Annotated in this window: 8 protein-coding genes and 1 other RNA gene; 5 read left to right on the plus strand and 4 right to left on the minus strand. The window is 63.4% G+C overall.

Annotation, left to right across the window (positions count from 1 at the left end; translation table 11 throughout):
* Nucleotides 1–38: 38 nt before the first annotated feature.
* The 4 genes from pheA to gyrA form a co-directional block, all read right to left on the minus strand.
* Nucleotides 39–1,121: a prephenate dehydratase gene (pheA, locus tag HWX53_RS21370; protein WP_175944627.1), complete on the minus strand. Its 1,083-nt coding sequence runs from the start codon at nt 1,119–1,121 to the stop codon at nt 39–41.
* A gap of 44 nt (nt 1,122–1,165) precedes the next feature.
* Nucleotides 1,166–2,248, minus strand: a complete 1,083-nt coding sequence (gene serC, locus HWX53_RS21375; protein WP_175944629.1) for a 3-phosphoserine/phosphohydroxythreonine transaminase — start codon at nt 2,246–2,248, stop codon at nt 1,166–1,168.
* Nucleotides 2,249–2,432: 184 nt separating this feature from the next.
* Nucleotides 2,433–3,041 (minus strand): DUF2059 domain-containing protein, encoded by a 609-nt coding sequence (locus HWX53_RS21380; protein ID WP_159838093.1) that lies wholly within the window; start codon nt 3,039–3,041, stop codon nt 2,433–2,435.
* 177 nt (nt 3,042–3,218) lie between these two features.
* Nucleotides 3,219–5,882: a DNA gyrase subunit A gene (gene gyrA, locus HWX53_RS21385; RefSeq protein WP_175944631.1), complete on the minus strand. Its 2,664-nt coding sequence runs from the start codon at nt 5,880–5,882 to the stop codon at nt 3,219–3,221.
* A gap of 663 nt (nt 5,883–6,545) precedes the next feature.
* Between gyrA and ompA the strand changes: the two genes are divergently transcribed.
* The 5 genes from ompA to HWX53_RS21410 all read left to right on the plus strand — a co-directional run bounded on the left by ompA (nt 6,546) and on the right by HWX53_RS21410 (nt 12,289).
* A complete protein-coding gene (gene ompA / locus HWX53_RS21390; protein ID WP_175944633.1) occupies nt 6,546–7,211 on the plus strand; it encodes an outer membrane protein OmpA in 666 nt (221 codons plus the stop codon).
* Nucleotides 7,212–7,394: 183 nt separating this feature from the next.
* Nucleotides 7,395–8,093 (plus strand): bifunctional 2-polyprenyl-6-hydroxyphenol methylase/3-demethylubiquinol 3-O-methyltransferase UbiG, encoded by a 699-nt coding sequence (ubiG, locus tag HWX53_RS21395; protein WP_175944635.1) that lies wholly within the window; start codon nt 7,395–7,397, stop codon nt 8,091–8,093.
* A 4-nt stretch (nt 8,094–8,097) separates the two neighbouring features.
* The gene (gene gph / locus HWX53_RS21400) at nt 8,098–8,862 is read left to right on the plus strand and encodes a phosphoglycolate phosphatase (protein WP_175944637.1); all 765 of its coding nucleotides are present in this window, start codon (nt 8,098–8,100) and stop codon (nt 8,860–8,862) included.
* 87 nt (nt 8,863–8,949) lie between these two features.
* Nucleotides 8,950–9,307: a transfer-messenger RNA gene (gene ssrA / locus HWX53_RS21405) on the plus strand.
* A gap of 555 nt (nt 9,308–9,862) precedes the next feature.
* A complete protein-coding gene (locus HWX53_RS21410; protein WP_244140211.1) occupies nt 9,863–12,289 on the plus strand; it encodes an FG-GAP-like repeat-containing protein in 2,427 nt (808 codons plus the stop codon).
* Nucleotides 12,290–13,300 lie beyond the last annotated feature (1,011 nt).

Here is a 13,300-nt window from a genome sequence, read left to right on the forward strand (position 1 = left end):
GAAAGACGCGGAAGACGGAACGGCTGAAAGCGCGAATTTTACCGGGCGCGCGGATACGACCCGAGAATCTTGAGAAACGCGGCCTTCTGCCCGAGTTCTTCCAGCGCGGCGGCCACCGACGCATCGTTGCGATGGCCTTCGAGATCGATATAGAAGTAGTACTCCCACGTCCCGACGCGCGCGGGCCGCGACTCGAAGCGCGTCATCGAGACGCCGTGCTTCGCGAGCGGCTCCAGCAGCTTGAACACGGCGCCCGGCTCGTTCGCGACCGACACGATGAGCGAGGTCTGGTCGTGGCCGCTCGCGTCCGACGGCTGCTTGCCGATGATCACGAAGCGCGTGCGGTTGTGCGGATCGTCCTGGATCAGCGAATACACGACGCCCAGGCCGTAGTGCGTCGCGGCGCGGTCACCGGCGATCGCGGCCACGGTCGGATCCGCCACGGCCATGCGCGCGGCTTCCGCATTGCTCGACACGGCCTGCCGCTCCAGATGCGGCGCGTTCGCGGAAAGCCACCGCTGGCACTGCGCGAGCGCCTGCGGGTGCGCGCAGACGCGCGTCACGCCTTCCAGCGAGCCTGAGGCCGTCAGCAGATTGTGATGAATCGGCAACGCAAGCTCGCCGCCGATCACGAGTTGCGTTTGCAGCAGCAGATCCAGCGTGCGCGACACCGCGCCTTCCGCCGAATTCTCGACGGGCACGACGCCGTACTGCGCCGCGCCGGCTTCGACCGAGCGGAACACTTCGTCGATGGACGGGCACGGCAGGCCTTCGATGGAGTGTCCGAAGTATTCGAACATCGCCTGTTCGCTGTAGGTACCGACCGGCCCGAGGAACGCGGCGCGCAGCGTCTGTTCGAGCGCGCGGCTCGCCGCCATGATCTCGCGCCAGATCGCGCTGATGTGGTCAGCGGCGAGCGGGCCGTCGCTCATGGCCTGCAAGCGCGCGATGACCTGCATTTCGCGCTCGGGGCGAAACACCGGCGCGTTGAAGTGCTTCTTTACCTCGCCCACTTCGAGCGCCACAGAAGCGCGCTGGTTCAAGAGCGCGATGAGTTGTGCGTCGAGCGCGTCGATGCGCTCACGCAGCGGTTTGAGTCTTGAATTGAGATCGTCGTCCATGCGGTGCGTGTTGAGCGAATGCGGTTAGAGGAGCGACGGCGCGTTCACGCGCTCGTCCGCTCGAATTCCTTCATATAGTCGACGAGCGCCCTGACGCCCTCGACCGGCACCGCGTTGTAGATCGATGCCCGCATGCCACCGACGGACTTGTGGCCCTTCAGCTGCAGTAGCCCGCGCGCTTTGGCGCCGGCCAGGAAATCGGTATTGCGCGATTCATCGGCAAGGAAGAACGGCACGTTCATGCGCGAACGATTCTGCCGCTCGACCTTGTTCACGTAGAAATCGCTGGCGTCGATGGCGTCGTAGAGCAGCTTCGCCTTTTCGACGTTGCGCGCTTCCATCGCCTCGAGGCCGCCCTGCTTCTTGAGCCACTTGAAGACGAGCCCGGCCATGTAGATCGCGTACGTGGGCGGCGTGTTGAACATCGAGTTGTTCTCGGCGACCGTCTTCCACTCGAACGCGGACGGACAAATGGGCAGCGCGCGGTCGAGCAGGTCTTCGCGCACCATCACCACCGTCACGCCCGCCATGCCGATGTTCTTCTGCGCGCCCGCGAAGAGCACGCCGAATTTGGCGACGTCCATCGGACGCGACAGGATGTGCGACGACGCGTCCGCGACGAGCGGAATGTCGCCGAGATCGGGAATGTCGAAAGCCTCGACGCCGTCGATGGTTTCGTTCGTGCACAGATGCACGTAGGCGGGATCGTCCGAGAGCTTCCATTCGCCGATGGCCGGCACGCGCGTGAAGCCTTGCTCCGTCTTGCCCGTGGCCGCGACGTGCGGCGTACAGTACTTGTGCGCTTCCTTGTAGGATTTCGTCGACCAGGAGCCCGTCACGACAAAATCCGCAGTCTTCTTCGCGCCGAGCAGATTCATCGGCACGATGGCGTTTTCGCCGATGCCGCCGCCCTGCAAGAACAGAATGCGATGCGACGCCGGCACCTTGAGCAGTTCACGCAGGTCGGTGAGCGCCGCTTCATGGATCGACATGAATTCGGCGCCGCGGTGGCTCATTTCCATCACGCTCATGCCGCTGCCTTGCCAGTCGAGCATTTCGTCGGCGGCTTGCCTCAACACTTCTTCTGGCATGGCGGCCGGGCCGGCGGAGAAATTGAACACGCGCATGTGGAATTCCCGAATGGCAGGCGCGGCGTTGGGTCGAGTCGCTTAGGTTCAGCGGGTGACGCGCGCCTGAAAAAGAAATGGCTGCTTGCGCTTTCACGCAAACAGCCATTATCGCACTGTCCTGAAAACCCGCCAACGCGCGGGGCAGCGCGCCGTAGCGGGTTTTCGGACTGCCGCGCCGTGCTTACTTGCCCGGCTTCACGCTCGCCACTTCCTGATCCGCTTGCGTGCGGGTTGCCTTGATGGCTTGCGGCATGTACTTCTGCATCAGACCGTTGACGACGTCGCGGCCGACCTGGTCTTGCACCTGAATGAACTTGCGGCCGGTCGGGCTCTTGTAGAAGTTCGTCAGGTCCTTGATCTCGTCGGTCGAGTAGTACTTCGCGTACGCGTCGTACTGGGCCTTCATGGCGTCCTGGCGGAAGTTATCCGTGGCGAACACCTGGCCTGCCGAGTCCACCAGCTTCGGCACTGCGTTCTTCTGCAGCGTTGGGACAGCGGCCTGCTTCTGCTTGTCGTTCAGCGACTTGTTTTCCGACAGCGCGTCCGACAGGATGGCCGGAACGAGCTGCTTCGCTTGCATCTGTGCGCTGTTGCCGATTGCGCCGACGAGCTTTTGCGCGTCGATTGCGTCGAGCAGATCCTTGATCGCAGCTTGCTTGGCCGGATCAACCGGGGCTGCTGCGGCCGGCGCCGCCGCCTGGTTCGGCGCCTGGTTCTGAAGCGACTGAGCCATCGCGAAAGTCGGCACGAAAGCGGCCAGCAACATCCACTGCTTGAAACGTCCTTGCATCATTACTCCCTGTAAAAAATATTCAGTTCAGCACTCGCGACGAGCCTTGCACGTTCGCACGAGCGGCGCCGGCGTTCTCACTCGAGAAGCGCAGCGCCGGCATCAGGCTCACGTCGCGCAGCTTAACCAATTCAGGCTTTCAAAAGCGATAACGAGAAACCGGCGACACAAAAAATATCAGGCGTCTTCGCCCGCATCGCCATCTTGGGTATCGTCGGGCGGCGCGGCGGAAGCGTCGGCATCCGCGGCGGCATTGGCTGCGTCCGCTTCTTCGAGTTCGGCGTCCGCCTCGGCTTCGGCGATATGCTGCAGTCCCGACAACTTCGTGCCCTCGTCAAGGCTGATGAGTGTAACACCTTGGGTTGCGCGGCCCATTTCGCGGATCTCGGACACGCGCGTGCGAATCAGCACGCCCGACGTGGTGATCAGCATGATCTGGCTTTCCGAATCGACGAGCGTGGCGGCGACCACTTTGCCGTTGCGCTCCGATGTCTGGATCGCGATCATGCCTTTCGTGCCGCGGCCGTGGCGCGTGTACTCGTTGATCGGCGTGCGCTTGCCGAAGCCGTTCTGCGTGGCCGTCAGCACCGACTGGTTCTCGCCGCCCGCCACCAGAAGCGCGATGACCTGCTGCCCTTCTTCGAGCTGCATGCCACGCACGCCGCGCGCTTCGCGGCCCATCGCGCGGACGTCGTTTTCGTCGAAACGCACCGCCTTGCCCGAGTCCGAGAACAGCATGACGTCGTGCGCGCCGTCGGTGATGGCCGCGCCGATCAGGTAGTCGCCGTCATCCAGACCGACCGCGATGATGCCCTTCTTGAGCGGACGGCTGAACGCTTCGAGCGGCGTCTTCTTGACCGTGCCGAGCGCGGTGGCCATGAACACGTACTTGTCCGCCGAGAATTCCTTGATCGGCAGCACGACGTTGATCTTCTCGCCGTCCTGCAACGGGAACATGTTGACGATCGGCCGGCCGCGCGAGTTGCGCGAGCCTTGCGGCACTTCGTAGACCTTGACCCAGTAGACGCGGCCGCGGTTCGAGAAGCACAGCATGTGATCGTGCGTGTTCGCGATGAAGAGCGTGTCGATCCAGTCGTCTTCCTTCATCTGCGTGGCCTGCTTGCCGCGCCCGCCGCGCTTCTGCGCGCGGTATTCCGAGAGCGGCTGCGACTTCACGTAGCCGGCATGCGACATGGTCACGACCATTTCCTGCGGCGTGATCAGGTCTTCGGTATTGAGCTCGGTCGCGTTCATTTCGATGCGCGAGCGACGCTCGTCGCCGAATTCCGCGCGCACCTGGCCGAGTTCTTCCACGATCATCTGCCGGATGCGTTCCGGCCGCGCGAGGATGTCGAGCAGGTCGGCGATCTGCGCCATGACTTCGCGGTACTCGCCGACGATCTTGTCCTGCTCGAGGCCGGTCAGGCGCTGCAGGCGCATCTGCAGAATTTCCTGCGCCTGCACGTCCGACAGTTTGTACAGACCGTCTTCCTGCAGACCGTAAGCCGGATTCAGCCCTTCCGGACGATACGCGAGGCGCCCGCCCGAGGCTTCAGTCTCCGCGCGCGTCAACATTTCGCGCACGAGCGACGAGTCCCACGGACGGTTCATCAGCTCTTGCTTCGCGATCGGCGGCGTCGGCGCAGCCTTGATGATGGCGATGAACTCGTCGATGTTCGCGAGCGCCACGGCGAGACCTTCCAGCACGTGACCGCGATCGCGCGCCTTGCGCAGTTCGTATACAGTGCGCCGCGTCAGCACTTCCCGTCGATGCGACAGGAAGCACTCCAGCATTTCCTTCAGATTCAGCAGCTTGGGCTGGCCGTCGACGAGCGCGACCAGATTCATGCCGAACGTGTCCTGAAGCTGCGTCTGCTTGTACAGGTTGTTCAGGACGACTTCGGGCACTTCACCGCGCTTGAGCTCGATCACGACGCGCATGCCGCTCTTGTCGGATTCGTCGCGAATGTCGGAGATGCCCTCGATCTTCTTCTCGTTGACGAGTTCCGCGATGCGCTCGAGCAGCGTGCGCTTGTTCACCTGATACGGAATTTCGTCGACGATGATGGCCATGCGCTGGCCCCGGTCGATCTCTTCGAAGTGCGTGGCCGCGCGCATGACGACGCGCCCGCGCCCGGTGCGGTAGCCGTCGCGCACGCCGGCGACGCCATAGATGATGCCGGCGGTCGGAAAGTCCGGCGCGGGCACGATCTCGATGAGTTCGTCGACCGACGACTCCGGATTGTTCAGCAGGTGCAGGCAGGCATCGACGATTTCGCGCAGATTGTGCGGCGGAATGTTGGTCGCCATGCCGACCGCGATGCCGGCCGAGCCGTTGATCAGCAGATTCGGAATGCGCGCCGGCAGCACGAGCGGTTCGTTCTCGCTGCCGTCGTAGTTGGGACCGAAGTCGACGGTTTCCTTGTCGATGTCGGCGAGCAGCTCGTGGCCGATCTTCGCCATGCGAATTTCGGTGTAGCGCATGGCCGCGGCGTTGTCGCCGTCGACGGAACCGAAGTTGCCCTGCCCGTCCACCAGCATGTAGCGCAGCGAAAACGGCTGCGCCATGCGGACGATGGTTTCGTACACCGAGGCGTCGCCGTGCGGATGGTACTTACCGATGACGTCGCCGACGATACGCGCCGACTTCTTGTACGCGCGATTCCAGTCGTTGTTCAGTTCATGCATCGAGTACAGCGCCCGGCGATGCACCGGCTTCAGGCCATCGCGGACATCGGGAAGCGCGCGCCCGACGATTACGCTCATCGCGTAATCGAGATACGAACGGCGCATTTCCTCCTCGAGGGAGATAGGCAGAGTCTCTTTGGCGAATTGATCCATTATCCGTGTCTTGAACTGTGCAGCAGCGACACGGCAGCGCGTTCGTGAGTTTCGCGACACCCGCCAGCCGGCCGCGCGACTTGCGCCGGCCAGGCGCGTAGCCGGCGTACGCTGCGGCGCTGCGAACGCAGCGCATCGCGAGATTCTACCATGCGGCACCTTTGCGCCCGGCGCGGTGCGTATACATAGTGTTGGTACGCCAGGTCGCCGCGGTCAGAACGATTCCGAGACAGGCGAGGCTGTACCAATTACTTACAAAAACTGGGGAACGATTTCCGTCAATTGGTCATCGAGCCGGGCTATCATGCCGCCTCAGCGCTTCGGCGAACGGCGAAGCGGCGGCGATGAAAATGCGCGGGAAACGCCGTTTAGGCACGCGATATGCGCAGGTTCGGCGCCTTTGTGGCGCGGGGCCGGTTCCTGTCCCTTTCTTGTTGCGGAGGCACCACATAAGGTTGCGGCCGGACTCGGTGCGGGGATATTTTTATCGTTGCAAGGGAACGATATGGCAAAATGCCAACGCACAAAGTTAGACACTGCTCGAAGTCTATACAAAGCGTTTTGTTCCGCAGGGGAATGTTATACTTCGAGCAATGTATGACCTGTCTTCGTCTACAAGGCTCGCAGTAAACCTGCGGTAATCTCAATTTCGAGAGGAGAAATATGAATAAACTTTCAAAGCTCGCGTTCATTGCAGCTACCGCAGTTATGGCTGCATCGGCCTCGGCGCAATCGGTGCCGGCCTCGCGACAAGCCGTCAATGACAACTGGGTGAATGGCACGGGCGAGTATGTGTGGATGAACGGCACGAACGAACTGTGCTGGCGCGACGCATTCTGGACGCCGGCCACGGCTAACGCGAAGTGCGATGGCGCACTGGTCGCGCAAGCCCCGGCTCCGGCAGTTGCTCCGCCGCCGCCCGCCGCACCCGCTATTACCAGCCAGAAGGTCACGTACCAGGCCGACGCCCTGTTCGACTTCGACAAGGCAGTCCTGAAGCCGGCCGGCAAGACCGCGCTGGACGATCTCGCATCGAAGATCGGCGCACTGAACTTGGAAGTCGTGGTTGCAACGGGTTACACCGACCGCATCGGTTCGGACAAGTACAACGACCGTCTGTCGCTGCGCCGTGCGCAAGCTGTGAAGGCGTACCTGGTCAGCAAGGGCATCGAAGCCAACCGTATCTACACGGAAGGCAAGGGCAAGCGCGACCCGGTCACGAAGGGTTCCTGCACGCAGAAGAACCGCAAGCAACTCATCGCCTGCCTCGCACCGGATCGTCGCGTGGAAGTCGAAGTTGTCGGCACGACGCGTCAGCCGCAACAGTAAGCTCTGCCGGCTTGCCGCAGACTCGAACCCCCGCCTCGGCGGGGGTTTTTTTATGCCCAACGGCGGCGCATTCACGAAGTTTCTTGCTGCATGCCGCCGCGGAACGCGCCGCGCGTTTTGCCCGCCCTCTTGACCGCCTATATACTCGACCCTACCGATTCACGTTTAGCCAAGGTCCTCCTCATGACGAATGTCGATCCCCACGAACTGCAGAAATTCAGCGATCTCGCGCATCGCTGGTGGGACCCGAACGCCGAGTTCAAGCCGCTGCACGAGCTGAACCCGGTACGGCTCGACTGGATTGACGCGCACGCGCATCTGATGGGCAAGCGTGTCCTCGACATCGGCTGCGGAGGCGGCATCTTGTCGGAGTCGATGGCCACGCGCGGCGCAACGGTGAAAGGCATCGATTTGTCGTCGAACGCGCTCGGCGTCGCGGACCTGCATAGTCTCGAAAGCGGCGTCGAGGTAGCGTACGAAGAAATCTCGGCCGAGGCGCTCGCGGCGCGCGAGCCCGGTTCGTACGACGTCGTGACCTGCATGGAGATGCTCGAGCACGTGCCGAATCCCGCTGGCACCGTGGCCGCGTGCGCCGCGCTCGTCAAACCTGGCGGCTGGGTGTTCTTCTCCACGCTCAACCGGAACGCGAAGGCGTATCTCTTCGCCGTGATCGGCGCCGAGTACATTGCGCGGATGCTGCCGCGCGGCACGCACGACTATGCGCGCTTCATCAAGCCCTCGGAACTGGCGACGTTCGCGCGCACGGCGTCGCTCTTGCCGGTCGACATCAAGGGCATCACGTATCGGCCGATCTCGCAGCACTTCGGCCTTTCCAACGACACGAGCATCAACTACATGATGGCTTGCCGTCGGGAAGCGTGACGCCATGACTCCGGAAGAACAAGACGAAACGGGCGTCGTCCAGACGAAGCCCCTGCCCGACGATCCCACGCCGCAGCCGCAACGCGCGGCCGACGGCCGCTCGCTCGGGCTCTGCCAGGCGGTGCTGTTCGATCTCGACGGCACTATCGCCGATACCGCGCCGGACCTCGTGGCGGCCGTCAACAAGATGCGCCACGACCGCGGGCTCGAAATGCGCCCGCTGGAGGCGCTGCGGCCGTACGCATCGGCGGGCGCGCGCGGCCTGCTCGGCGGCGCGTTCGAAATCGGGCCGGAGCACCACGAGTTCGCCTCGATGCGCGAGGAGTTCCTCGCCAATTACGAGGCAGACCTCTGCATCGAAACGACGCTATTCCCGGGCATTATCGAATTGCTGGACGAGCTCGACGCGCGCGGCGTGCGCTGGGGTATCGTCACGAATAAAGTGACGCGGCTTGCCGCGCCGCTCGTCGCGCTGCTCGGGCTCGATACGCGCGCCGGCTGCCTCGTTTGTGGCGACACGACGCCGCATTCGAAGCCGCATCCCGCGCCGCTTTTACACGCCGCGGATTTGCTCGACGTCGCGCCGGAGCGCATCGTCTACGTCGGCGACGACCTGCGCGACGTTCAGGCCGGCTTCGCCGCCGGCATGACCACGGTCGCCGCCGCGTACGGCTATTGCGGCGACGACATCCCGCCGCATCGCTGGCACGCGGATCACGTCGTCGAATCAACCGAGGAATTGCAGTTGCTGCTACGCGAAATCCCGTAACGGAGCGAGCGCGGACGGCGCAGGCTCTTGAAAAAAGCCGCCGTTCGCCTCATACAGTATTTCGTGGGATAATCTCAGTTCCGCTTTGGGGGCGACCTGGTTTCGACAGGGGTTGTGAAGCGGTCAGGGCATACCGAGGACCCGTCACCTCGTTAATCAATGGGAAAAACGTAACTGCAAACGACGATACGTTCGCACTGGCAGCCTAAGGGCCGCCGTCCTCTCACTAATTCGCTGACGGGTTAGGGTAGCAATACCGCGAGAGGTCATATACGTCAGATAAGTCTTGGTGGCGTCACGACGCCAAGATCGAAAATTTAGTGAATCGCCGTAACGCAGCGTGTTCGTCCGCGTCGTTGCGGTTAAATCAAAAGACAGAACTAAGTATGTAGAACTGGTCGTAGAGCGCTTCTGGACGCGGGTTCGATTCCCGCCGCCTCCACCACCCCATTTCGAAACCCGCGATCGCGCAAGCGTCGCGGGTTTTTTGTTTGTGCCGCGGCGTGCGTGCTGCCTCTGCCTCATCGCACAGGCGAAAAAAAGCCCCGCGCGTGGCGGGGCAAACATCCTTGAGAGACATAGCTGCGGCAGAGACGACGCGAGCTACGGGCCACAGAATAGAGGCCGCGGTGCGCGCTTCGTATCGGAGCCGTCCGAATATATTGCTGTGCGTCAGGTATATGTCGCTCACGGCAACGCTTGCATAACTGACCTTGGTCAACAATTCGAGCGCGACGGTCCATCGCGGACTGGTTCTCCGACGAATCCGATTCTTCTCGTGACGCGGCGACATTAACCTTCTCGTGCTTTTCGTTCTCGTGGACGGGAAGTCATTCCAGGTACTTTCGCCTCGCCCACCGGCGAGGCTTTTTTTCGTCCGCACCCGCCCGAAGCTGAGCTCCCATCCGTCATACATGTTCGTTCGGCAACCGACCGTGCGGTCCGCGCGAAGGCAATCTTCTGCTTTATCCGGCGAACCGGCTCGCGTGGCGGGAGAAGCATGCATCGAGAAAGCGGTATCAACAACATTCGAACAAGCGTGATTGCGCTGGCGTGGGCGATGCTCGCCCTGCTTCTTCCGATCTACGCGCACGCGGCGACCGCGCCCGCCTCCGCCTCCGCCTCCGCCGATTGCCGCGCAGGCACGCTCGTCACCGTGGTCGCGCATCTGGATGACGACCTGCTCTTCGTCAATCCCGGCATCAGCGACAAACTCGACGCCGGCTGGTGCATCACCACCGTTCATCTGATCGGCGGCGCGAACGGCGCCAAGTTCGACTACGTGCTGCTGCGCGAGACCGGCACCAAGCTCGCCTATGCGCGCATGGCCGGCGTGCCGGACCGGTGGCAGGAATCGACCGTCATGCTTGCCGGCAAGCCCGTGCATCAACTGGTGCTTGCGGGACAGCCGCGCGTCAAGCTGCTCGAACTGCGGCTGCCGGGCGGCGGCGTACGCGGCGGCAAAGTCCCGCTCGGGCTGATGTGGGATCGCGGGCAGACGGTGACCACGTATCCTATGCAGTCCGACGGCACGGGCGCGACCACGTACGACCGGGCGTCCCTGTCCGCGACGGTGCGCGCCATTCTCTCGCAGGCCACCGCCATCTACACGCTGAATCCGGACACGGTCGCCTTCATGGAGCATCCGGACCACATCTACGCGGCGCGCATCGCGCGCGTGGTCGCGCAGAGCCTGAAACGCAATCTGCCGATCGGCTATCACGTCACCTACCCGACCGGCGGCCTGCCCAAGAATCTCGACGCCGAAGAGACGCTGCGCAAGCGCGATGTCGTCGGCAGCTACTTTTCGGTCGACGGCAACGACGCCGGCCACGTCTTCGACGAATACATGTGGGACGGAAACTGGGTCGCTCGCCGCTACTGGAGCAGCGCCCGCGCGAACGACGCCGGCCCGGACTTCCAGCTGCGGCCGTTGCAGCTCGTCAACGAATATTCGAGCCGATGCCTGCAATCCGGCGGCGCGGGCCAGCCGCCGCGCCTTGGCGCGTGTTCGGGCGACGCATCGCAGAACTGGTTCTGGCAACAGTTGCCCGCGACGCCCGGCGAAAAGAACGACGCGCTGCTCGTCAATGCCGCCACCCACGCGTGCATCGCCGAACGCGATTCGGGGCTCGTCGAAGAAGCGTGCAACGCGAAGAGCGCGTCGCAGCGCTGGACGCCGTGGGACTTCGGCTTCGTCTACACGCCGCTCAATCACTGTCTGGGCGAGAAAAACGGCGCCGTGACCGCCGGGCGCTGCTCGCTGCTGACGGCGGAATATCGCTGGTCGCCGACGCCGCAGACCGTGTGGACCGATACGCGCCAGGAAGGCGCGCTCTACGGCGACGTGCGCGGCACCGGCCGCGACAGCGCCGTGTACGTGCAGCGTCGCAAGGACGGACCGGGGTTCAACGTCTGGGTCGCGGAAATGTCGCGCATGGATCAGGCCGCGCCCTGGTATCTGAACGCCGTCCCCTTCGATCCGCAGGCGAGCGCACCGACCTGCGAGGCTGACACGCTCTGCTTCGACAGCGCGCGCTTCCTGCTCGGCGATTTCGACGGCGACGGTCGCGCCGATCTGATGGTGATCACGCCACGGAATGGCGGCACCGCGTTCTGGCTCTTGAAAAGCGCGGGCACGCGCTTCGAAGCGCCGCGCCTGTGGTTCCAGACGAGCGCGGAGTGGACGCCTGCCACCACGCAGCAATACGTTGCCGGCGACTTCAACGGCGACGGCCGCGCCGACGTCGCGATCGCGCAGCAGCGCAAGGACGCGGGACTCGACCTCTGGGTGCTCGCATCGAACGGAGCGACGGCAAAAGCCCCTGCGCTCTGGTTGAGCGCGCCCGCGCTGTCCGCGAGCGCCCGCTTCGTGCCTGCGCGCGTCGCGGGATCGGAGCGGGCGGGACTCATCGCGATGGAGAACGTGAACGGCGCGCTGGCGCTCTCGCAGCTGGCGAGCACGGGTGCTGCATTCGAAGCCAGCTACCGCACGAACGTGTACCCGCAACTGCGCGCCGCGTCCGTGAAGGTCGCGGCAGGCGATATCGACGGCGACGGCATCGACGATCTCGCAGTGCTCGCGCCGCGTGCCGACTCGGCCAGCACGCGCGTTTTCGGCATCGAGGGCGGCAAGGTGTTCGGCCCGGCCGAGGAGACCGCGACGCTGCCCGGCACGTCCTACGCCGATTCCATGCCGGCGCTGATTCGCCGCAACGAGCACGACAATCACGCCACGCTGATCCTGTTCCGCCGCGCGAACGCGATTCTCAAGGAGTTTTATTACACCGGCGGCGCGCCGAGCTTATCCGGCTATGACGTCGACTCGTCGTTCAAGCTGGGGCCGGTGCAAATCTGGGGCGACTTGCCGGGGCTGTATTCGGAATCGCTTTGGCTGAAGACGCTTGCTTACTGGGGCGGCAGATAGAAAACGCGCCGCACTTCTGATTTGGGCGGCGCGTGGCGTCTTTGATACTTGCGGTTTTGCTAGGGACCACGCGCAGATTCGAACAAGTTCGCCCCGTCGGTACTCCGAATCGTTCTTGTTTGAGACGCTCGCTTACTAGGGCGGCAAACAAAAATTGCGCCGCCCTCGCGATCCGAGCACGCGTGACTTTGGAGTCATTGGCGTCATCCGCCTTCTACGCGCGATTCAAGGCAATCTGCCCCGGCGTGTAGTCGCAATCGATGTGGCTCAAAGCGCACGCTTACGAGGCGCAAATGAAAACGCGCCGCGCTTTTGCCTCGGGCGGCGCGTGCTCCTTCTCGATCATCGCCGTTCAGCCGAGGCTCGCGAAGGTTAGCGCATCTGCCCGGCCCGCACTCCCGATCGTCCTGGCGCAAGGCGCTCGCATACCAAGGCGGCGAACAAAAGCGCACCGCCCTTCTGATCCGGGCGGCGCGTGATCTTCAAGACTTGCCGTTCAACTGACGCCTAGGCGCAGTCATTGGCGACGTGCCGGAACTGCATTCGCAATCGCTCTGGCTGAAGACGCTCGCTTACTGGTGCGGCGAACAAAAGGCGCCCTATTCAATCCGGGCGGCGCGTGATCTCCGAGTCTTGCCGTTCAACGGACGCCTACGCGCAGTTCAGGGCGACGTGCCGAACTGTATTCGGAATCGCTATGGCTGAAGACGCTCGCTCTACTGCGGCGGCAAATAAGCGCGCCGCCCTATCGCTTCGGGCGGCGCGTGATCTTCAAGTCTTGTCGTTCAACTGACGCCTACGCGCAATTCAGCGCGACGTGCCGGAACTGTATTCGAAATGCCTCTGCCTCAAGACGCTGGCTTACTGCGGCGGCGAATATAAACTCGCCGCCCTCTCAAACGGGGCGGCGCCTGATCTCGGAGTCTCGCCGATTAACGGACGCCTACGCCCATTGCAGGCGAGGCGCCGGAACCGTACTCGGGATTGCTCTGAATCAAGACGCTCGCTACT

Source organism: Caballeronia sp. BCC1704 (assembly GCF_902833455.1).
Lineage (GTDB): Bacteria > Pseudomonadota > Gammaproteobacteria > Burkholderiales > Burkholderiaceae > Caballeronia.